Below are 21,013 nucleotides of genomic sequence, written 5' to 3' on the forward strand. Positions count from 1 at the left end.
CACCCCGAGAGTTGTTATGTCAGCGTCCAACGGCAAAGTCATCGTCGGCATGTCCGGCGGAGTCGATTCCTCCGTTTCCGCACTGCGCCTGATCGAACAGGGATATCAGGTAGAAGGTCTGTTCATGAAGAACTGGGACGAGGACGACGGCACCGAATACTGCACCGCCATGGAGGATCTGGCGGACGCCCAGGCCGTGTGCGAAAAACTCGACATCCCCCTGCATACCGCCAATTTTGCCGCTGAATACTGGGACAATGTGTTCGAGCACTTCCTGGCAGAGTACAAGGCTGGCCGCACGCCGAATCCGGATATCCTGTGCAACCGCGAGATCAAGTTCAAGGTGTTCCTTGATTACGCAGAGATGCTGGGAGCCGAGATGATCGCCACCGGCCACTATGTCCGCCGCGGTGAGCGCGATGGCCGTCCTCGCCTGCTGAAGGGCCTGGATGGCAACAAGGACCAGAGCTATTTTCTGCACGCGGTGCCGGAAGCGGCCATCGCCCGCACGCTGTTCCCTGTGGGCGAGATCGAAAAGCCGGAAGTTCGTGCCATTGCCGAGCGCCACGGTCTGGTCACCGCCAGGAAGAAGGACTCCACGGGCATCTGCTTCATCGGCGAACGACGCTTCAGCGATTTCCTCAAGCAGTATCTTCCGGCTCAGCCCGGCCGCATCGAGACACCTGATGGTGACGACATCGGCGAACATATGGGACTGATGTACTACACCCTGGGACAGCGTCAGGGGCTCGGTATCGGCGGCCTCGCCAACTACTCCGAGGACCCCTGGTACGTGGCTGGCAAGGATCTGGAGCGTAATGTCCTGGTGGCCGTGCAAGGCAAGCATCACTCTCTGCTCTACACCGACAGCCTGGCCACTGAAGCCATGGACTGGGTAGCCGGTCACGCTCCCTGCCAGCAGGGTCGCTTCACTGCCAAGACGCGCTACCGTCAGGAGGACGTGCCCTGCACGCTGACCAGCATGGCGGACGGCGGTGTCGAGGTTTACTTCGATGAGCCTCAACGCGCCGTGACACCCGGCCAGTCACTGGTCATCTACGACGGAGATGTCTGCCTCGGTGGCGGCGTCATCCGACACACCTGGAACGCCAAGGAGCGCGCGGCATGACCGATTCGGTACCTATTCACCGCGCGCCGGAATCCCCGGCTGCCCGTCAGGCCATTGCCATGGCGGGCGTGTTCCAGGCGGCTCATCTGGTGGATGACCTTGCCCGCACCGGCCAAGTGGACAGTCGCGCCTGGGACACTCAGATCAACGCCACCCTGGTGACCAACCCTCCCACCTTTGAATCGATCTACGGTGGACACCCGAACAACCTGCGGCTGGGCCTGGAGACGCTGGACGGCGTCCTGGGTCGCCGGCAGGCCAATCCGGTGGTGATGCGCTACGGCTTCAGCCTGATGCTGCTGATGAACAAGCTGCGCAACCAGCCCGCCATGATGGATGAGCTCGGCGCTCACCTGACCCGCATTCAGGGCCAGGCCGAACACTTCGGCCCCACCCACGAAAACGTGGTGGCTAGCCTCGGCGAGGCCTACCAGCAGACCCTGTCGACCTTCAAGAACCGCATCGTGGTCCAGGGCGACCCCTCCCTGCTGCAGAGCCGAATGATGCCCGAGCGAGTGCGGGCGTGCCTGCTGTCCGGCATCCGCTTCGGCCTGCTGTGGCACCAGCAGGGCGGGCGACGCTGGAAGCTGGTCTTCCAGCGAGGCAGCCTCAAGCGTGCCCTGGACTCGCTATAACGATATCGCTTCGACACTCTACCCTGTACCTACCCCACCGGAACCACACCATGCAACTCTCCGCACTGACCGCCCTCTCCCCCGTCGACGGCCGCTACGGCAGCAAGGCCGAATCCCTGCGCGAGCATTTCAGCGAATTTGGCCTGATTCGTGCCCGCGTCACCGTCGAGATCCGTTGGCTCGAGCGCCTCGCCGCTCACCCCCAGATCACCGAGGTGCCGGAATTGTCGGCCGCAGCCACCGCCCTCCTGGACGGCCTGGTAAAGAACTTCAGCGAAGCAGACGCTTCACGCATCAAGGACATCGAACGCACCACCAACCACGATGTGAAAGCGGTGGAGTACTGGATCAAGGAAGCGATTGCCGACAACGCAGAGCTGCATGCCGTCACCGAGTTCGTGCACTTCGCCTGCACCAGCGAGGACATCAACAACCTGTCCTACGGGGTAATGCTGCGCGATGGCCTGGACAGCCTGCTGCCCACCATGCGCCAGGTGGCCGACGAGGTTGCACGACTGGCAGCCGAGCACGCTGAAGTGCCGATGCTCTCGCGCACCCACGGCCAGACCGCCAGCCCCACGACGCTGGGCAAGGAAATGGCCAACGTGGCCTACCGTCTGCGTCGCCAGCTCAAGCAGATCGAAAGCGCCGAGGTGCTGGGCAAGATCAACGGTGCGGTCGGCAACTACAACGCTCACCTGGCGACCTACCCGGACATCGACTGGGAGGCCAATGCTCGCACCTTTGTCGAAGGCCTGGGTCTGACCTTCAACCCGTATACCACCCAGATCGAGCCTCACGACTATATCGCCGAGCTGTTCGATGCGGTCTGCCGATTCAACACCATCCTGATCGACTTCGACCGTGATGTCTGGGGCTACATCTCGCTGGGCTACTTCAAGCAGCGCACCGTGGCCGGCGAGATTGGCTCCTCGACCATGCCCCACAAGGTCAACCCGATCGACTTCGAGAATTCCGAAGGCAACCTGGGCCTGGCCAATGCCATTCTTGCTCACCTGGCCCAGAAACTGCCGATCTCCCGCTGGCAGCGGGACCTGACGGACTCCACCGTGCTGAGAAACCTCGGCGTCGGTCTGGCCTATGGCCTGATTGCCTACCAGGCGTCGCTCAAGGGCATCAGCAAGCTGGAAGCCAACCCCCAGCGCCTGGCAGAAGATCTCGACGCCAGCTGGGAAGTGCTGGCGGAGCCGATTCAGACCGTCATGCGTCGTTACGGCATTGAAAAGCCCTACGAAAAGCTCAAGGAACTGACCCGCGGCAAGCGCATCGACCAGGCCGGTTTCGCCGCCTTCATCGACGGCCTCGAGCTACCGGAAGCCGTCAAGGCAGAGCTCAAGCAACTGACCCCAGGCAGCTACATCGGCAATGCCGTGGCACAGGCCCAGGCGCTGCCTCGCCACTGACCCGGCTGCGGCCTCACGCAGCGTCTGTTCGCGACGTTGCTGTGCTCGCGGCAGCTGTCAGACCCGTTCTCACCCCACCCTATGGTGGGGTGAGGCGTATTCAGTCCTTGCCCTTGCACTCATCACATGCTCGACTGCCCAGCGAGCCGCTTCTCACCATCATCAGGAATCATCATGTCAGCCGATACCCCTCTTACCCTGCTCGGCGGCCTGTCAGCCGCCGATTTTCTCCGGGACTACTGGCAGAAGGCGCCACTGCTGATTCGTGGCGCCTTCCCTGACTTCGACAACCCCCTGTCTCCCGATGAGTTGGCAGGACTAGCCTGTGAAGACAATGTCGAGGCGCGTCTGGTGGAAGAACAGGGCCCCGAGGGTGCCTGGCAGGTCAGCCACGGCCCCTTCGATGACAGTACCTTCGTACGCTTGCCGGAACAGGATTGGACCCTGCTGGTGCAGGCGGTCGACCACTATGTGCCGGACGTCGCGGCGTTGCTGGAAGAGTTTTCTTTCCTGCCACGCTGGAGACTGGACGACATCATGGTCAGCTATGCCCCTCCCGGCGGGAGCGTGGGGCCCCACGTCGACCAGTACGACGTGTTTCTTGTCCAGGGCGGTGGTCAACGGCATTGGCAGCTGGGTGGCAAGGTGGCGGACGATGCACCGATCATCAAGGGCATCGATCTACGCATCCTCGAGACATTCGACATCGACCCCGACCACGATTGGGTACTGGAACCCGGTGATATGCTCTACCTGCCCCCGGGCTGGGCGCATCATGGGGTCAGCCAGTCGGATGACTGCATGACCTATTCCGTCGGCTTTCGAGCCCCGTCTGCCGATGAAGCGATCACCTCCTTTGCCGACTACCTGGGTGAGCAGCAGCCAGCGTCCAAGCGCTACAGCGATGCCGGCATGCCACCGTCCACGGATCCTGGAGAGCTCGACAGCGCCGCGCTGGAGCGCATGCGAGCGCTAATTCTCGACACCATTGACGACCCCGCTCAGCTGGCACAATGGTTTGGCCGGGTGATGACCCAGCCCAAGTATGTCGACCAGCTCGCCCCCAGCGACACACCCACCCCTGAGGATGAGCTTGTCACTGCACTACAGGAAGGCGACATCCTGGTCACCGCGCCTGGCTCGCGCTTTGCCTGGCATGCCATCAGCGCCGACCGAGCCACCTTATTCGCCGACGGCGACGGTATCGAATGCGATCTGGCGTTGGCGCAAGACATCGCAGGCCGTAACGAGTTCGATGCCAGCCTGCTGGATCACTCCGATGCCCCGCGGGTACTGGTCAAGCTGGTGGACGCCGGTAGCCTGGGCTGGCCTGTCACAGACGACGAATGGGACGAGGAGGAGGACCATGACTGAGGTCACCATACAGCACGGAGGCTGGGAGCAGCTTGGCGAGGCTGCCAGCGAGATTCGCCACCGCGTATTCGTTATCGAGCAGAACGTTCCCCTGGAGGAGGAATGGGACGGTCGAGACCCACAATGCCTGCATTTTCTGGCCATCCGCGGTGAGCAGGCGCTGGGGACTGCCCGGTTGCTGCCGGACGGCCACATCGGTCGCGTTGCCGTCCTGGCCGAAGCCCGCGGACTTGGCGTTGGCGTTGCCCTGATGCGAGCAGCCATTGATGCCGCACGCGAACAACGCTTCAGCCAGGTCGAGCTCGCCGCCCAGACACAGGCGCTTGGCTTCTATGAAGCCCTTGGCTTTGTCGCGGAAGGCGAGGTCTTCCTCGATGCCGGAATACCGCATCGCAACATGACATTAACGCTTGCCACCTGATCCCTTCCCCACCCTGACACCTCAGGAAATTCGACTACAGGAATAACTCGCAATGACGCATTCCTGTAGTCGGACTACAACGTTGTATTACCCCAAGTACCAATAGCAAACCCTCATGCTGCTGGGCCATAGTCTGTTCCATGGCGCGGACGAAGGGCCGCTACAGGAAGGTAACTCGCCTACTTTGTAGTCATCCTGATCCGCCGCGCCGAAACGGGACCACGGCTGCAGTATCGTTCACTGGCTGGGTCGAAAAATACGACTACACTTCGCAGATGCAGCATAAGGCGGACAGCACTTCTGCTGCATGGCACTGAATCAGCACGACACCGATGCCAGCACTGGGCAACGACAGGACTGGCAGAGAGAACAGAGGCAGTGTGCTGCATGTGGCACCGCGATAGTCGCTTCATCACAACATCAGGACGGCCAGACCATGACCTTTCGTGAAGAACTGAAGACACTGACCCAGCTTCGTGAAGCCCAACGCGGCAAGTGGGACAACATCGACCCGCATAGCGCTGCCCGCATGCGCGTACAGAATCGCTTTCGCACCGGCCTCGATATCGCTCGCTACACCGCCGCCATCATGCGTGAAGACATGGCCGCTTATGATGCCGACAGCGCCAACTACACCCAGTCCCTGGGCTGCTGGCATGGCTTCATCGGCCAGCAGAAGCTGATCTCCATCAAGAAGCACTTCGGCACGACCAAGCGTCGTTACCTCTACCTCTCCGGCTGGATGGTCGCCGCCCTGCGCAGCGAATTCGGACCTCTGCCCGACCAGTCCATGCACGAAAAGACCAGCGTCGCCGCTCTCATCGAGGAGCTCTACACCTTCCTGCGTCAAGCGGACACCTGGGAGCTCAACCACCTCTTCCGGGCCCTGGATGACGCCCAACAGGCCGGCGACGACGCCAAGGTCGAGGAGTTGACCCAGCAGATCGACAGCCACCAGACCCACGTGGTGCCGATCATCGCCGATATCGACGCCGGTTTCGGCAACGCCGAAGCGACCTACCTGCTGGCCAAGAAGATGATTGAAGCAGGCGCCTGCTGCATTCAGCTCGAGAACCAGGTGTCTGACGAGAAGCAGTGCGGACATCAGGACGGCAAGGTCACGGTGCCCCACGAGGACTTCATCGCCAAGATCAACGCCGTGCGCTACGCCTTCCTCGAACTGGGCGTCGATGATGGTGTCATCGTGGCCCGAACCGACTCTCTCGGTGCCGGTCTGACCCAGAAGATCGCAGTCACTCAGGAGCCTGGCGATCTTGGGGATCAGTACAACAGCTTCCTGGATGGCGATGAGATTGCCTCTGCCAGTGATATCGACAACGGCGACGTGGTCATCAAGCAGAACGGCAAACTGGTCAAGGTCAAGCGACTGGCGTCCGGCTTGTATCAGTTCAAGCCCGGCACCGGTGAAGACCGGGTCGTGCTGGACTGTATCACCAGCCTGCAAAACGGAGCCGACCTGCTGTGGATCGAGACCGAGAAACCCCACGTCGGGCAGATCGCCAGCATGGTCAACCGCATTCGCGAAGCGGTGCCCAATGCCAAGCTGGTCTACAACAATTCACCGTCCTTCAACTGGACGCTGAACTTCCGCCAGCAGGTCTTCGACGCCTGGGAGAGCGAAGGCAAGGATGTGTCTGCCTACGATCGCGCCGACCTGATGAATGCGCGCTACGACGAAACGGAGCTGGGTCAGCTGGCTGACGAGTGGACACGCAACTTCCAGCGTGATGCCTCCCGGGAAGCCGGTATTTTCCACCATCTCATCACGCTGCCGACGTACCACACAGCCGCGCTGTCCACCGACACGCTGGCCAAGGGCTACTTCGGTGACGAGGGGATGCTGGCCTACGTTGCCGGGGTGCAGCGTCGCGAAATTCGCGAGGGGATTGCCACCGTCAAGCATCAGGACATGGCCGGCTCCAACATTGGCGATGACCACAAGGAGTTCTTCCACGGTGATGCCGCACTCAAGGCTGGCGGCAAGGACAACACCATGAACCAGTTCGGCTAAAAAGCGGTAGATTGGGCTGCGGCGCCCCGGACTGCCAAGTGGCGGTTCGGGGCGCACTCGTCTGGGCAGACACACCGGCGGACGTGTCACCGGCGAACATTTTCAGTGCCCTTTCGTCTCCCTGCTGCTTGAGATGCGCTGCACAGAGCTCCTTGCATCAACATCTCCTTGCATCAACGCTAGCCAAGGACAGGCGCGCCAGCACACTCTTGTTGTCAGGAAAGCGCCAGCACTGCGACATTACCTTATCGACGGCGAGTCACCGCTGGGGCGCTGTCGGCCCAACAAGCGTCGGGAGTGGCCCGGGAAGCGGGAACCAAAACCCTGTGATAGCTTCTAATGAGGCACTAGACTATTATCGAACAGCGTTTCGCAAGCCAAGGGCTACGCCACCATCCCGGGCAGGACGCCCTGCTGAGACGCAACTGCATTCAAGGAGAACACCCATGAAGATTACACTGCTGCCCGTCCTCGCCATCAGCGCTCTGACGCTGGCAGGCTGTACTGCCACCAACCAATACTCCGGTAACGTTTACTCAGGCAATCAGGCGCAGACAGCCCAGAATGTCCAGGTCGGCACCATCACCGCCCTGCGCCGCGTGCAGATTCAAGGCGACAGCGCTGCCAGTGGCATTCTCGGCACCGGCGGTGGTGCCATCATCGGTGGTCTTCTCGGCAACCAGGTCGGCGGAGGCTCCGGACGCACCATCGCCACTGCCGCGGGCGCCCTCGGCGGTGCAGTCGCAGGTAACCAAATCGAAAAAGGCGTCAACCGCACCGATGCCTGGGAGATGGAGATTCGCAAGGACACTGGCCAGACCGTCGTCATTGTGCAGAAAGCAGATCAGGCCTTCCAGGTCGGTCAGCGCGTCCGCTTGATTGGCAGTGGTTCACGCCAGAGCGTTGCTCCTTACTGAGCCGACATGCTTGAGATGGCCTCCTCCCGCCATTAGACCAAGCCAACATGCAAACACCCCATAGCGTCGCTATGGGGTGTTTGTGTATCTCGCGCGCGCTTGGCAGGCACTTCACCATCGACAGCCTAACGCCCCTTCCGCCGTCAGGGCGTCACAGAACTGGGTCAGTGCACCTTGCCCATGACCCAGCAGCCCAGCTTGCAGGCCACCAGAGCAATGACGCCAATCACCAGCAGGGTCATCAGCATATCGATGGGGAAGACGATAAAGGTAGCGCCCAGAACCGCCAGGGCCGGGCACCAGATCCAGCGATCGTCGTCACTGCGCAGTACCGACGGCAACAGCCCGTCGAGCACGCACCCAAGCCCTTTCTCCCAGGACTTGATCATAACCGCCAGCAATACCGCAAAGGCCAGCACCCAGATAAGTAGCGATGTCATATCGTAGCTCCGCAAAAACAGCGTGGAAGGCAGGATGAAAAATCTCCCCTGAGGGTATCCCCACCATCGGCACTGCGCAACAGCACCATGGGTGGGCACCCGCGTGAATCCTGCTCAGGATATGACCACGTAAGGTGAAAAATGTCCCATTCCCCTGACAGCCCCCGCACCGTCGCGTTACCATGCGTCCTCACACGCACTCACCAAAGGTTCATCAATGCAAATTGCGCAGAATTCCGTTGTCGCGTTCCACTACACCCTGACCAATGACGCAGGTGAAGTGCTGGACAGCTCGGAAGGCCGCGAGCCGCTGACCTACCTCCACGGCGCCGGCAACATTATTCCGGGTCTGGAAAAGGAACTCGAAGGCAAGGCCGCAGGCGACAAGGTCAACGCCAAGGTCGCTCCCGCCGAAGGTTACGGTGAGGTCCAGGAGCAACTGGTCCAGGAAGTGCCGCGCGATGCCTTCCAGGGCGTCGAGAGCATCGAGCCGGGCATGCAGTTCCAAGCCCAGACCCAGGGCGGTCCGCTGATGGTCACCGTGACCCAGGTGGAAGGCGATACGGTTACCGTTGACGGCAACCATCCGCTGGCAGGCCAAAACCTGAACTTCGACGTGGAGATTGCCGAAGTTCGTGAGGCTAGCCAGGAAGAAATCGAGCACGGCCACGTGCACGGTGAAGGCGGCCACGAGCACTAAGGCTCGCCACGATCACCGCGCTGCTGCGCTTTACCCGCAGCGACATCGCGGCATATTGAGCCAGCGCTAGATCCCAGGATCAGCGAATCGGCTTAGCCCTGACAGGGCAGCAAAGGACAGCTTAGGCTGTCCTTTTGCATGTCTGGGTACTGCTCAGCAGAAGGCCCGCGCTGGCGTCTTCTCCCTGCTTGCGCTCAATGCCTGTTAGCGCTGCCCTGTTGTTAGCCTTTCGCTACCCAGTCGTTACCCTGTTGCCACCCTATGGTGACGATAGGGTGGCCCCTTAGGTCGCCGCCCCTTTCTGTCGCTGCCCTACCTTTACGGGAATAGTGGCGACGCGCGATCAGGGATTGGGCGATGACTGGGATGAGATCGCCTTCAGGGTGTGATAACCGCCCCAGAGTCGCGTGGCCGTCGTCAGCAGACACGCCCCTGCAAAGACGACCGCCAACGTCGGGAAGTGACCGGGCCACAGACAAAAGGCGATCAACGCCAGCACGGTTTCGGTACCCTCGGTCAATCCGTGGAGGTAGTAGAAGGCTTTGCGCTGAAAGCGTGGACGCTCCAGATCATGTCGGGCCGCCATGATGGCGAAGGCCAGAAATGATGTCCCCGTGCCGATGAAAGCGAACAGCAACAAGGCCGCCGGCAGCGCATTCTGCTCGCTATCGGCCAGAGCAAACCCCAGCACGACGCTCGCGTAGAAAACGAAGTCGAGGCCGATATCGAGAAAACCTCCCGCATCGGACGCAATGTCCAAGCGGCGCGCCAGAGCTCCATCGAGACCGTCTGCCACACGATTCAAGACAATTGCCAGCAGCGCCCAACCATAGGCCTGAATCGCCAGCAACGGCAGCGCCAGCATGCCGATGGCGAAGCCTGCCAAGGTCACGTGATCTGGGCGTACCTGAGCACGCTGAAGCAGTGTGACCAGAGGCTTCAGGGGCCCTTGGGTTTTCGGCATGGTCCAGCGATCTAGCATTATCAGTCTCGGTAAGAGGAAGGGTATCAAGGGTGAAAAGGCGCACGGCGGAAACCTCCGCCGTGCGCTCTTGAGTGACTCGCTCGTCAGGGACTAGGCCGCGGTATCGTTGGCAGCTCGCGTCGCGCCGTCCGACTTGGTCACCGCGTCGGCCTCCCCGGATGACGCGGCCTGATCCGCCTCGGCGCCACCTCTACGCCAGCGGAAGTAACGCTCAAGGTAGCCAAGCACACGTTCGGGCTTGTGGGCATTCTTCCAGACACCAGCAGCCGCCTTGACCGCTTCGGAGTGGGTCGGATAAGGGTGAATGGTCCCCAGCAGCTTGTTGAGCCCGATGCCACGCGTCATCGCTAGAGTGAATTCCGCCAGCATCTCTCCTGCTCCGGCACCCACAATGGTTGCCCCAAGGATGCGGTCCTTGCCAGGTACGGTCAGCACCTTGACGAAGCCAGTCGTATCACCTTCAGCGATGGCCCTGTCCAGTTCTGACAATTCATAGCGCGTCACCTCGAAGGCAACGCCCTGTTCCTCAGCCTCACGCTCGTTGAGACCGACCCTGGCCACTTCAGGGTCACAGAAGGTCACGGCGGGCAGTGCCTTGTAGCTCACCGTGAATCGCTTGAATTCACCGAACAGCGCGTTGACGGTGGCGTGCCACGCCTGGTGGGCGCTGGCATGGGTTAACTGGAAAGGCCCGACCACATCACCACACGCCCAGACATTCGGCAGGATGGACTGCAGACCACCGTCCACATCCAGGGTGCCATTATCGCGAGTGCCTACGCCTAGCGCCTCGAGGCCCAGCCCCTCTACGTTCGCCTGGCGCCCCACCGCCACCAGCAGCTGGTCAAAGGCCAAGTGCTCAATACGGGTCTCTCCACCGTCGTTGATCTCTACCTCAAGACGGTGCTCGCCGTTATCGCCTGCCAGCACCTTGAGCGCTCGGGTCGACAGATACAGGTGCACACCGCTGGCTTCAAGCCCGGCTGCCGCTTCACGCGCCACATCCGAATCCTCACGGGGCAGCAGCTGAGGCCCCATTTCGACCAGTGAGACCTGACTGCCCAGCCGAGCGAAACTCTGCCCCAGCTCGCTGCCGATCGGGCCTCCCCCCAGCACAACCAGTCGCTTGGGCAGCGAGGTCAACTGCCACAGGTTATCCGACGTCAACACCTCAATGTCGTCGATTCCCGGAAGTGGCGGAACCCTGGGCCGCGCGCCGCTGGCAATAATGACATGCCGCGTGGTCAGCACCTGCTCCCCCACCTGCACGCGCCAGGGGTCAAGAAGCCGTGCCTCCCCCTCGACCACATCCACGCCAAGCCCCCGATAACGCTCAGGGCTGTCATGGGGCTCCACCTCAGCGATGGCACCGTGTACATGCCCCATCACCGCGGCGAAATCTACCTGGGGCTCGCCAGCGCTTACGCCATAGGCAGGCGCCCGACGGATGTCCTCCGCCGCCCGGGCGGCGCGGATCAGTGCCTTGGACGGAACGCAGCCCGTATTGAGACAGTCGCCACCCATGCGATGGCGTTCGACCAGTGTCACCTTGGCCTTCACCGCCGCCGCGATATAGCTCGCTACCAGGCCAGCAGACCCCGCCCCGATGACCACGATGTCGCGATCGAAGCGAGCTGGACGCTGATAAGCTGACGCCAGGCGACGACGCTTGAGCACGCCCACCAGCGCCTTGGCAAGCCAAGGGAACAGGCCAATCAGCACGAACGACAACACCAGACCCGGCGACAGAATCCCCGACAACGAATCCAGATCCCCGAGCTCCCGCCCGGCGTTCACGAACACGGCGGTTCCCGGCAACATGCCAAGCTGGCTGACCCAGTAGAAGGTCGGCAGACGCATCCGGGTCAGCCCCACCACCAGGTTGATCACAAAGAAAGGAAAGATGGGGATAAGACGCAGGGTGAAGAGATAAAAAGGCCCCTCTCGATCAATGCCGGCATTGATCCGCGAGAGCTGCCGGGAAAAGCGCGCTTCCAGACTCTGGCGCAGCAACGTCCGGGCAATCAGTGCCGCCAACGTTGCGCCCAGAGAACTGGCAAACGACACCAGCAACAGCCCAGCCCAGAAGCCAAACAGTGCACCGGCCAGCAGTGTCAGCAACCCCGCCCCTGGCAGCGACAGGGCAGCCATCAGTACGTAGATCGCGAAAAAGCCTCCCGCCACGGTCCATGGGTCGTCATGGAACCACTGCTGAAACTGCGCTTGCTGCGACTTGATGGCCTCCAGAGTAAAGGCATCGTTGGCGCCGGTGGCGAAGAAGGCGACAACCGCGAGAGCGATCACTGCCAGCAATATCCATTTTTTACGGGTCACCCGTCTCTCCTTCTCGACTCGGTAGGGCACAGGGGCCTGGGCAACAGACGTCACGACCTCGCCGTGCGTCAGTAGCAAGACGCTTCTCGCTGGCTCAGGGCCAAGGCATCACGATGCCTTCGAGGTTAGCAGCAGCGGCTATGTCGCGGATAGCCGCCCTAGCCTTACGGCTGAAAATGCAAAGATTCTGAATTTAGCTGAGTCGTCCTGTAAGGAAGGACCTGCCACACTGACCAAACCTGCGGAAAGTCACCTGCACCCTGGACACTAAACGGAGTGAATTGATGCGAATTCCCCTGATCCCACGAAGCGTCATTGTTGCCGGCATATTGACTGGTGCCACGCTGACAGCCCCCGCGGCCTTTGCCGATCAGCAGACGGCTATCTTTGGTGGGGGCTGTTTCTGGTGCATGGAAGAAGCATTCGACAAGATCGACGGCGTCGAGGCGACCGTATCGGGCTTTGCCGCCGGGAACACAGAGAACCCGACCTATCAGGCGGTCAGCGCTGGGGGGACCGGCTACGTGGAAGTCGTGCAAGTCACTTACGACACCGACAAGCTCGACTACGAAGACCTGCTCTACGTCTACTGGCGCAACATTGATCCCTTTGTCGCCAATCGGCAGTTCTGTGACGAAGGTGACACCTATCGCTCTTCATTGCTGCCGCTGAACGACGAGCAGCGCAGCCAGGCGCAAGCAAGCCGAGACGCCATCGCCGAACGCTTTGATCAGCCTATCGAGACCCTGATCGAAGACCCTGGCACCTTCTATCCGGCCGAGGACTATCACCAGAACTACTATCAGAACAACAAGGTTCGCTACACCTTCTACAAGAACGCATGCGGTCGCCCGGATCGCCTCAAGGAGATCTGGGGCGAAGAAGCCATGCCCCACGCGGCCCCGGGGCAACAGGCGACCTCCTGAGCCCTTGCCATGAAGGCCGCTCAGGGGCTCCTCTGCGCGAGCCCATTACCCTCACGGCCCCTCTCGACCCACGTGGACGAGAGGGGCCGCTGTCTTCCTGACAGCTCTTGCTTCCTGACAGCTCTTGGCCAGCGGGTCTTTACGGCAGAAGGGTGGCGCCGGCCGGCTAATGACTGCCGGACGTAGCCACGGCGATGTTGCGTGCTTCTTCTTGCCGCTGACGCCGGCACAAGCGCCAGCTCAGCCATCCCGTCACGGCAAGTACCCACCAGCTGGCGCCGATCACACCGGTCCACCCCTGCCACAGCCAAAATGGCTCCAGCCATAGCGGCCCCAGGCTCGCACCCAGATAGTAGAAGACCAGGTACAGCGCCGACGCGCTGCCCCGTCCCGTCTTGGCCTGGCGCCCGACCCAGCCTGATGCGGTCGCATGGCACAGAAAGAAGCCAAAGGCACTGACCATCAGCGCCACCACGATCACGCTGAGGGACTCGACCAGCGTCATCCCCAGTCCCACACTCACGATCCCGATTCCCAGCAGCATGGTGCCCGGCGCACCAAGCCTGGCGACCACCCGGGCTGACAGGGTCGAGCCAAGGGTGCCGCCCAGATAGGTAAGGAACAGCAGCCCCAGCCAGCGAGGGCCAAGCAGAAACGGGGATTCTGCCAAACGGAACGTCATGTAACTGTACTGGTTGATGAACACCAGAAAGTTCAGCCCCCCAATCAGATAGGCCGGCCACAGCCATGGGTTGCCAAGATGCGACCTCATCTGCTGCACCGCGCCGGACACGCGAAAAGGCTGGGGCTTGAAGCTCCTGGCGGCAGGCAGCAACCACCAGAACAACATCGTGCCTGCCAGCGTGACCACCGCCACCGAAACGAAACTTGCCTGCACCCCCTGCCACTCACCGATGACGCCGCCCAGGATGCGCCCGCCGATACCTCCCAGGGTGTTGGCGGCGATATACAGTCCTACCGCACGGGTCATGGCCTGAGGGGAAAATTCGTCCCCCATCCATGCAATGGCGACGGCCGGCAAACCGCCAAGCGCAAGCCCCTGCAGCACCCTGGCAGCCAGCAGGCTCTCCAGCCCCGGAACAAAGGCAATCAACAGCGTCGCCAAACCCACCGCGGCCAGACTGACCTTCATGATCGCACCGCGCCCAATGGCGTCGGATAGCGGGCCATACACCAACAATGACAAGGCCAACGTCAACGTTGCCAAGGACATGACCAGGCCGATCATCAAGGTCGATGCACCATGTGCCTCTCGCAACATGGGCAGCAAGGGCTGGGGTGCATACAGGTTGATGAACACCAGCATGGAACCCAGACACAGAGCCAGTGTCGCTCTGCGCCAGGTGGGCGTATCGGCATGAATCATGAAGGTCTCCTTTGGCAAACGCTATCATCCATGCTTCACTTCCATCACACCAACAGAAGAAAATGATGCTCACCATCAGATTGACTTATGAGCCTACCCTTTGATCTCAGGTCGCTGGCCGTCTTCGTTGCCGTGGTCGACCATGGCGGCTTCAGCGCTGCCGCTCGTGCGCGACATGTAGCCCAATCTGCGGTCAGCCAGACCATCGCTTCACTGGAACAACGCCTGGATACGCCGCTGTTCAAACGTCAGGAACGCCCCATACAGCTGACTCCAGAGGGTGAGGTGCTTCTTCAGCATGCGAGGCGTCTTCTTGACGATGCCAGCGCCACGGAGCTAGCCATGCGGGAACTCAAGGGCCTGGTCAAGGGAGAGGTCCGCATCGGCATTCCTTCCATGCTGGGCTCCTATTACCTGCCCCCGTTGCTGATGGGATTTGCCGCGCGTCACCCCGGCATCCGCATGACCGTCATCGAGGCAGGCGCACGCCGCCTGCAAGCCCTGATCAAGGAGCGGGAACTGGATTTGGGCATCGTGGTGGAAGACGGCACGAATCACGACCTGGAGACAGAAACCCTGCTGTGTGAAGAAATGGTGATCTGTGCCCCTCGCGACCATCCTTTTGTGTCACAAGGCCAGGTCAGTGCAGCGGAATTTCTGTCACAGCCGCTGGTGCTGTTTCAGGACGGCTACTTTCATCGAGAGTTTGTGGAGGCCATGGCCCGCCAGCTTGGCATGGCACCTCAACTGGCGTTTCAATCCAACCTGATTCCGCTGACCAAGGCTATCGTGCGCCAAGGCTTCGGCATCACCACATTTCTGCGTCGGGTCGTGGACGAAGACGACCTGGCCGCCGTGTCCTTTTCGCCGCCAGCCATGTTGACCTTGTCCCTCGCCTGGCAGCCCCAGGGGTACCTGTCACGTGCCGAACGGGCCTTCATCGACTACGCACTGGCCAACCGCCACGGGCTATGACCAAGCCGCAAGCCGTAGAGTTGACGACATAAAAGAGGCAAGCCATCAGGCTTGCCTCTTTTATGTCCATCTAACGATTCACAGGACAGCATCATGGGGCGCAGGCCATAACCAGTGACCTGAGCAGCCGCTTGTCCGCCATCAAGCGCTATCAGCCGCCAAACTGTGCCGGGCTGTAGGCAAACTGTCGCATGCTCAGATGTGTCGGCTCGAGCGGGCGGCGCGCCTGCCAGTAATACCGGCGCCAGTAGCTGTTGTCGAGCTTGGAAATCATGACACCACGTGAAGAAGACGCGTGCAGAAAACGCCCCTGCCCGACGTAGATGCCGACATGACGATTGCCAGGAGGCTTGAAGAAGACGAGATCACCGGGGGACAGCTGATCGCGAGTGATGGGTTCGCCCATGTGAAGCTGGCTGCCGGTAGTTCGGGGTAGCTCGACCTGGAAGGCGTCGCTGAAAATGTTCTGCACCAGCGCCGAACAGTCGATGCCACTCATGTTGGTGCCACCAAACCGATAGGGCGTTCCCGCCCAGCGATCGTGTTCTGCCATCAGGGCCTCACGAATCGCGGCGGCTGGATCATCCAGGAAGCTGCCGCCGGTATTCGGCACTTCAACAGGTGACATTCGCGAGGCGGCTCGCTCCGCCAATGTCGGCATGTCTCTGCTGAAATAATCGTTCTGGGCAGTATCCTGTTGACTCGCACATCCGACCAACAGGCCAAGCATCATCATAGCCGCTGTCACGCGGCAGGTCTGGGCGACGCTCATGCGACACACACCTCATTCCCTGAACCGGACCCGCTGACGACAGATCCGGCGCCCAAGAGCCCCTGTGGAAGTGGCGCACTAGTGCCACTGCCACAATACCCTCAGCTACGCTAGTGGAACGACGACCCCCTTCTTTACGGGGGGTCTGACGAAAGTTCTCATGGATAGTAGCCAAAATAATCTGTTATGACGATAGATCAGGACAATTTTTTGGCACTTTTTTTCTGTTGTTCCAAGACGATCAGTGCAGGGTTCGACCATCTCCCGGCAAAGTATCAATATGCAGAGGTGCCCAGTGTCGCGGGCGCGCCCCCGGAAAGTCCAGGCTCGCCCAGGTTCCCGCGAGGGGTGGAGCTCCCGACAACCAGGCGATCAAAGCCTGTCGAAAACTGGCCAGAAATGACTCGCGCTCTGGCGTCTCACCCATGAAGAACGAGAATCCTGCGTACAGCCCTCTTGCGTAGTCCTGCCAGCCGGCATAGTGGGTAGATGCCAACTGATAGGCCCGCTCAAGCAGGGCCAGAAAGTCTGGCTGTGCCAGCCACCCAAGCTGTCGACCGGCAATGGCAAGGTCGACGGCCTGTGCCAGATCCCAGGCACACATGTCGATATCGTTGCAATGGTCGGCATTGTCGCGAACACGCAGCAGGCGCAGCAGGTGATTACGCTCCTCCTCATTGCACTCCCCGGACTCAAGAGTGGCAATCTCGGAGTTCAAGCGCGCGGCATTCAGGGTGTAGGGCGCATAGTTGATCTGATACTCCTGGCGATCTCCCACATCGAGCAGAAAGCGCACGAAATCGATCAGCTCCGTCGCCGTGTGCAGCCCGTAATGGCCATCGATCCAATCGCGGATCGACGCACCCTCACGATCGCTCTCTGGCTGTGGCAGACTCCAGGAGGCGGTATTCAAAGGTCCGACCAGAGACAGCGCCGTAAAATGCATCAGACTGGGCCGCTCTCCCGGCTCTCGCCAGTCCCCGCCCTGCCAGGCCAGCCAATGAAACAGACTGCCAGGATCGTCCAAGTGCCAGCGAATCTCATGACTCAACGTCGGCTGTTCAGGCTCCGGTAGCAGACTGTCCCAGGTCGCCCACGCTTCGAGTAGCCGCTTTGGCGAACTGTAAAAACGGCACAGGACATCACGCAGTGCTGCCGCCATTTCCTCAAGACTGGCGGCATCAAACTGCTCACTATCCATGCTCATCAACAGGTAGAAAGCGTACTTTTCCGCCATATGAATGGTGGCCGAGTGGCGCGTGGCCTTGGCCAATCCGTCACGCCCGGAGATGTCGCCAGCGGGCGCATCACCAAAGGGGGTTCGGGCGGAGGGCAAGGCACGATGGGCAGCGTCGGCCGCCAGTTGGTTAAGATGATGGGCCTGGGCCGGTAACCAGTAGCGAACCAATGCCCGGGCCCCTTCATCCGGATGCAGGTCCAGCGTCTCGACCAGATACTTGCGGGCTTCATCTCGGCGGGACTGCACCAGTGTCGGCGGCGGCCCTTGGCGCGCAGCCAGTTCGGGCTCGCGCACCGAGGCCAGGGCGAGCACCCAGTGCCGCGGCGATAGACGAAAGCCACGGGCGGCCTCGCGTGAGGCCTCAATCATGCCTTCGTCCAGCAGCTCCGCCAGACTGTCCTGCCAGGGGCTCAGGGGAGAGCCCATCAGCCATTGCCAGTCAGCGGCCAAGCTGGGAAGCCGGTCCTGACCTTCGAACAACCCACGCCCCCGCTGGTAGGACCGTGCCAACGCGCTCCAATCACTGTAACGACGCTGCACCAGGTCGGCAGCGTGATAGGCCATCAGAGCTGCGTCGCTGGGGGACAGCCAGCCCATGCAGGCGCCCGCCCAGGCCAGGTCCACCGCACGCAGCCAGTCCCAGGCGGCCCACTCCAGCGGCTCGCCCTGGTCGATGTAACGGCACAGTAGGCGGCCGTAGGCACGCTCCTGGGGGCCGAGACCTTCACACCAAGCCTGTCGCTCTGCGGTGCTGACACTCATCAGTCGCGAGGCGTCGATATCCCACCCCTGCCGGTCGCCTTGGCTCGTCAGCCAGAGCAGCGCCCGCTCAAGATCCTCGACACAATGAATCTGCCAGACCTCAGCCAGCCAGGTATCGACACCCTGCCAGTCGTGCTGACTGGCTGGCGTGACCAGCACGGGAGAGAAGGCAGCACGCAGGCGCCAGACACGATCCTCGGGACTATCCGGCCATAACGGCCCGACAGATGCCTGGGCGAGGCCCTGCTCTAGCAATGACCAGGTGATACCAGCACCCTCGCCTTCCAGCTTGGACAAGGCTCGGCAGGCATCGAGCAAACCTTCGTCGCCGTGCAACCAGCCTTCTCGTCCACGCGCCTCGCACAGGGCCTCAAGCCAATCATCCAGGCTGTCGTAGCGGCGCTGAATCTCGCGGCAGCGATTGACGGCCCAGGACCGGGCGACATCGGCTGTCAGCCAACCGGCAGCCCCACCCAGCGCAATCAGCTCCAGAGACGCCAGCAATTGCGATGCGGATGCATGACCGGCCGCATCCAGCTCAAGCAGACGCCAGGCCAGCTCACCTCGATCCACCACTTCAATGGCAGCCAGGCGCTCAAGCGCCGCCTCTTCCGGCAACGTCAAAGGGTCAGGCATGAAAGCCCAGTCACACAGCACCAGTTGCTGCGCCCACCAGGCATTGAGCGGATCAACCAAGTCTCACCTCGCTGGAACACGAATATCAGGCCGGCCCGGCAGAAGCCTGCTACGGCGTTTCACTCTTCACTATGTTGCGTCGCCGTCTCTACACAACCGTGCTTGTCGACAGGCAACCCCGCAGTGGCCGCAGAGCCAACGTCGCAGGCGGTGGCAACAAGACGGCGACATAGTGTACCGGAAACTGCTCGTCGCGCCGATGCCAATGTCCTGTTCGAGGGATGAACGATGGTCGTGCTGTGCGCTTCCAACGGATTCTTCAAACAGGCGTAAAAAATTATGATCACGCCCCTTGGCGCCATGTTTCAAATAATGCACACTCGTCAATCATGAGATAACACCTATTCCCTGACTTTCGCGGAGCCCCCCATGTCCAACGCTCAGGACCTGATTATCGACAAGGCTTACATCGGCGGCCAATGGCGTGCCACCGACCGTCGCTTCAGTGTGACCAATCCCGCCACGGGTGCCGTTCTGGCAGAAGTACCGGACCTCGGTGCCGATGAGGTGAAAGAGGCCATCGGCGCCGCTGATCAGGCCTGGGCTGGCTGGAAGCGCAAGACCGCCAAGGAGCGCTCCGCGCTGCTACGCGCCTGGTTCAACGCGATCATGGACCATCAGGAAGCCCTCGCCGAGCTGATGACCCTTGAGCAAGGCAAGCCGCTGGCAGAGTCTCGCGGCGAAGTGGCCTACGGGGCTGCCTTTGTCGAGTTCTATGCCGAGGAGGCCAAGCGCATCGCCGGCGAGACGCTTCCAGGCCACGGCCAGGACAAGCGCATTCTGGTATTCCGTGAACCGGTCGGCGTGGTCGCTGCCATCACCCCGTGGAACTTTCCGCTGGCCATGATCACCCGCAAGTGCGCCCCTGCTCTGGCAGCAGGCTGCACCGTGGTGGTGAAGCCGGCAGAGGCGACCCCTCTGACCGCCCTGGCGCTGGCCAAGCTGGCAGAAGAGGTCGGCATTCCCGCTGGTGTCATCAATATCGTGACCTCCAGCTCGCCTCGCGAAGTGGGCCCCGTGCTGACCGGTGACGCTAGAGTGCGCAAGGTGTCTTTCACGGGCTCTACTCCGGTAGGCAAGATTCTGCTGGCCCAATGCGCAGATACCGTCAAGAAGGCTTCCATGGAGCTAGGTGGCAACGCTCCCTTCATCGTCTTTGATGACGCTGACCTGGACGCAGCCGTGGAAGGCGCCATTGCCTCCAAGTACCGCAACTCCGGTCAGACCTGTGTGTGCACCAACCGCTTCCTGGTTCAGGACGGGGTGTACGATGCCTTCGTCGAAAAGCTGGGCAAGCGTGTTGCCCAGCTCAAGGTGGGCAACGGCCTGGAAGAAGGCGTGGTCCAGGGCCCGCTGATCAACGCGGCCGCGGTGGACAAGGTGCAATCGCATATCGCTGACGCCCTCGACAAGGGTGCGCGTCTGGTGACCGGTGGTGAAGCTCTGGAAGGCACCTTCTTCCAGCCCACGGTGCTGGCCGATGTCACCACCGCCATGCGCGTGGCCAAGGAAGAAACCTTCGGCCCGTTGGCCCCCATCTTCCGCTTCAGCAGTGACGATGAGGCCATCGCCATGGCCAATGATACCGAGTTCGGCCTGGCTGCCTACTTCTACGCCAGCGATTACCGTCGCATCTGGCGCACCATGGAGCAGCTGGAGTACGGCATGGTCGCCATCAACGAAGGCATCCTGTCTACCGAACTCGCGCCCTTCGGGGGCGTCAAGGAGTCGGGTCTTGGACGCGAGGGTTCGCGCCATGGCCTCGACGAATACACCGAACTCAAGTACGCCTGCGTCGGCGGCCTGTGAAAGCCGGGCGACCAGCCGTCTGCCTCATGCCACGAACACCAGAGGAACACTTGAG

The 21,013-nt window shown here is 61.4% G+C and carries 17 protein-coding genes; 11 read left to right on the forward strand and 6 right to left on the reverse strand.

The genetic code is table 11. The features are described from left to right. Positions 1-16 precede the first annotated feature (16 nt). The 7 genes from mnmA to JF545_RS18120 all read left to right on the forward strand — a co-directional run bounded on the left by mnmA (position 17) and on the right by JF545_RS18120 (position 7,932). Positions 17-1,129, forward strand: a complete 1,113-nt coding sequence (mnmA, locus tag JF545_RS18090; protein WP_206944370.1) for a tRNA 2-thiouridine(34) synthase MnmA — start codon at positions 17-19, stop codon at positions 1,127-1,129. Next, positions 1,126-1,764: a high frequency lysogenization protein HflD gene (gene hflD, locus JF545_RS18095; RefSeq protein WP_206944372.1), complete on the forward strand. Its 639-nt coding sequence runs from the start codon at positions 1,126-1,128 to the stop codon at positions 1,762-1,764. Before mnmA ends, hflD begins: the two co-directional genes overlap by 4 nt. 50 nt (positions 1,765-1,814) lie before the next feature. After that, positions 1,815-3,188 (forward strand): adenylosuccinate lyase, encoded by a 1,374-nt coding sequence (gene purB, locus JF545_RS18100; RefSeq protein ID WP_206944374.1) that lies wholly within the window; start codon positions 1,815-1,817, stop codon positions 3,186-3,188. A 174-nt stretch (positions 3,189-3,362) separates the two neighbouring features. Beyond that, entirely contained in the window at positions 3,363-4,562 is a 1,200-nt protein-coding gene (locus JF545_RS18105; RefSeq protein WP_206944376.1) for a cupin domain-containing protein, read from the forward strand. After that, a complete protein-coding gene (locus tag JF545_RS18110; protein ID WP_206944377.1) occupies positions 4,555-4,983 on the forward strand; it encodes a GNAT family N-acetyltransferase in 429 nt (142 codons plus the stop codon). Before JF545_RS18105 ends, JF545_RS18110 begins: the two co-directional genes overlap by 8 nt. Before the next feature lie 436 nt (positions 4,984-5,419). Next, positions 5,420-7,015, forward strand: a complete 1,596-nt coding sequence (locus tag JF545_RS18115) for an isocitrate lyase (RefSeq protein WP_206944379.1) — start codon at positions 5,420-5,422, stop codon at positions 7,013-7,015. A 446-nt stretch (positions 7,016-7,461) separates the two neighbouring features. Next, on the forward strand, positions 7,462-7,932 hold the full coding sequence (locus JF545_RS18120) for a glycine zipper 2TM domain-containing protein (protein ID WP_206944380.1): 471 nt from the start codon (positions 7,462-7,464) through the stop codon (positions 7,930-7,932). 164 nt (positions 7,933-8,096) lie between these two features. Here JF545_RS18120 and JF545_RS18125 read toward each other — a convergent pair whose 3' ends face one another. Then, positions 8,097-8,372: a hypothetical protein gene (locus JF545_RS18125; protein WP_206944381.1), complete on the reverse strand. Its 276-nt coding sequence runs from the start codon at positions 8,370-8,372 to the stop codon at positions 8,097-8,099. Positions 8,373-8,589: 217 nt separating this feature from the next. Here JF545_RS18125 and JF545_RS18130 point away from each other — a divergent pair, with 217 nt between their 5' ends. Beyond that, entirely contained in the window at positions 8,590-9,072 is a 483-nt protein-coding gene (locus tag JF545_RS18130) for an FKBP-type peptidyl-prolyl cis-trans isomerase (protein WP_045992921.1), read from the forward strand. A 343-nt stretch (positions 9,073-9,415) separates the two neighbouring features. Here the strand turns inward: JF545_RS18130 and JF545_RS18135 are convergent, their stop codons facing one another. Together JF545_RS18135 and JF545_RS18140 are read right to left on the reverse strand one after the other, a co-directional pair. Beyond that, entirely contained in the window at positions 9,416-10,054 is a 639-nt protein-coding gene (locus JF545_RS18135; protein ID WP_206944382.1) for a CDP-alcohol phosphatidyltransferase family protein, read from the reverse strand. Positions 10,055-10,147: 93 nt separating this feature from the next. After that, positions 10,148-12,391: an FAD-dependent oxidoreductase gene (locus JF545_RS18140; RefSeq protein WP_206944383.1), complete on the reverse strand. Its 2,244-nt coding sequence runs from the start codon at positions 12,389-12,391 to the stop codon at positions 10,148-10,150. A 284-nt stretch (positions 12,392-12,675) separates the two neighbouring features. Here JF545_RS18140 and msrA point away from each other — a divergent pair, with 284 nt between their 5' ends. Beyond that, positions 12,676-13,317: a peptide-methionine (S)-S-oxide reductase MsrA gene (msrA, locus tag JF545_RS18145; RefSeq protein ID WP_206944384.1), complete on the forward strand. Its 642-nt coding sequence runs from the start codon at positions 12,676-12,678 to the stop codon at positions 13,315-13,317. A 166-nt stretch (positions 13,318-13,483) separates the two neighbouring features. Here the strand turns inward: msrA and JF545_RS18150 are convergent, their stop codons facing one another. Then, complete coding sequence (locus tag JF545_RS18150) at positions 13,484-14,704, reverse strand: MFS transporter (RefSeq protein ID WP_206944385.1); 1,221 nt, start codon at positions 14,702-14,704, stop codon at positions 13,484-13,486. 87 nt (positions 14,705-14,791) lie between these two features. On the opposite strand from JF545_RS18150, the gene JF545_RS18155 reads away from it, so the two are divergent. Further along, positions 14,792-15,679, forward strand: coding sequence for a LysR family transcriptional regulator (locus JF545_RS18155; RefSeq protein WP_206944386.1), 888 nt, complete (start codon positions 14,792-14,794; stop codon positions 15,677-15,679). Between the two features lie 151 nt (positions 15,680-15,830). On the opposite strand, the gene JF545_RS18160 is transcribed toward JF545_RS18155, so the two are convergent. Together JF545_RS18160 and JF545_RS18165 are read right to left on the reverse strand one after the other, a co-directional pair. Beyond that, entirely contained in the window at positions 15,831-16,451 is a 621-nt protein-coding gene (locus JF545_RS18160; RefSeq protein ID WP_242520954.1) for a C40 family peptidase, read from the reverse strand. A gap of 241 nt (positions 16,452-16,692) precedes the next feature. Next, on the reverse strand, positions 16,693-19,149 hold the full coding sequence (locus JF545_RS18165; protein ID WP_206944388.1) for a DUF1266 domain-containing protein: 2,457 nt from the start codon (positions 19,147-19,149) through the stop codon (positions 16,693-16,695). A gap of 369 nt (positions 19,150-19,518) precedes the next feature. On the opposite strand from JF545_RS18165, the gene JF545_RS18170 reads away from it, so the two are divergent. Then, on the forward strand, positions 19,519-20,958 hold the full coding sequence (locus JF545_RS18170; protein WP_206944390.1) for an NAD-dependent succinate-semialdehyde dehydrogenase: 1,440 nt from the start codon (positions 19,519-19,521) through the stop codon (positions 20,956-20,958). Positions 20,959-21,013: the final 55 nt, after the last annotated feature.

Origin of the sequence: Halomonas litopenaei, assembly GCF_017303055.1 — a bacterium.
GTDB classification, from domain to species: domain Bacteria; phylum Pseudomonadota; class Gammaproteobacteria; order Pseudomonadales; family Halomonadaceae; genus Halomonas; species Halomonas litopenaei_A.

What these genes read in the sequence shown, in the direction of transcription:
- JF545_RS18115 (WP_206944379.1), top strand. Translation starts at nt 5,420, where the DNA reads ATGACCTTTCGTGAAGAACTGAAGACACTGACCCAGCTTCGTGAAGCC.
- purB (WP_206944374.1), top strand. Translation starts at nt 1,815, where the DNA reads ATGCAACTCTCCGCACTGACCGCCCTCTCCCCCGTCGACGGCCGCTAC.
- JF545_RS18155 (WP_206944386.1), top strand. Translation starts at nt 14,792, where the DNA reads ATGAGCCTACCCTTTGATCTCAGGTCGCTGGCCGTCTTCGTTGCCGTG.
- JF545_RS18125 (WP_206944381.1), bottom strand. Translation starts at nt 8,372, where the DNA reads ATGACATCGCTACTTATCTGGGTGCTGGCCTTTGCGGTATTGCTGGCG.
- mnmA (WP_206944370.1), top strand. Translation starts at nt 17, where the DNA reads ATGTCAGCGTCCAACGGCAAAGTCATCGTCGGCATGTCCGGCGGAGTC.
- JF545_RS18110 (WP_206944377.1), top strand. Translation starts at nt 4,555, where the DNA reads ATGACTGAGGTCACCATACAGCACGGAGGCTGGGAGCAGCTTGGCGAG.
- JF545_RS18150 (WP_206944385.1), bottom strand. Translation starts at nt 14,704, where the DNA reads ATGATTCATGCCGATACGCCCACCTGGCGCAGAGCGACACTGGCTCTG.
- JF545_RS18160 (WP_242520954.1), bottom strand. Translation starts at nt 16,451, where the DNA reads ATGAGCGTCGCCCAGACCTGCCGCGTGACAGCGGCTATGATGATGCTT.
- hflD (WP_206944372.1), top strand. Translation starts at nt 1,126, where the DNA reads ATGACCGATTCGGTACCTATTCACCGCGCGCCGGAATCCCCGGCTGCC.
- JF545_RS18130 (WP_045992921.1), top strand. Translation starts at nt 8,590, where the DNA reads ATGCAAATTGCGCAGAATTCCGTTGTCGCGTTCCACTACACCCTGACC.
- JF545_RS18135 (WP_206944382.1), bottom strand. Translation starts at nt 10,054, where the DNA reads ATGCTAGATCGCTGGACCATGCCGAAAACCCAAGGGCCCCTGAAGCCT.
- JF545_RS18105 (WP_206944376.1), top strand. Translation starts at nt 3,363, where the DNA reads ATGTCAGCCGATACCCCTCTTACCCTGCTCGGCGGCCTGTCAGCCGCC.
- JF545_RS18170 (WP_206944390.1), top strand. Translation starts at nt 19,519, where the DNA reads ATGTCCAACGCTCAGGACCTGATTATCGACAAGGCTTACATCGGCGGC.
- msrA (WP_206944384.1), top strand. Translation starts at nt 12,676, where the DNA reads ATGCGAATTCCCCTGATCCCACGAAGCGTCATTGTTGCCGGCATATTG.
- JF545_RS18120 (WP_206944380.1), top strand. Translation starts at nt 7,462, where the DNA reads ATGAAGATTACACTGCTGCCCGTCCTCGCCATCAGCGCTCTGACGCTG.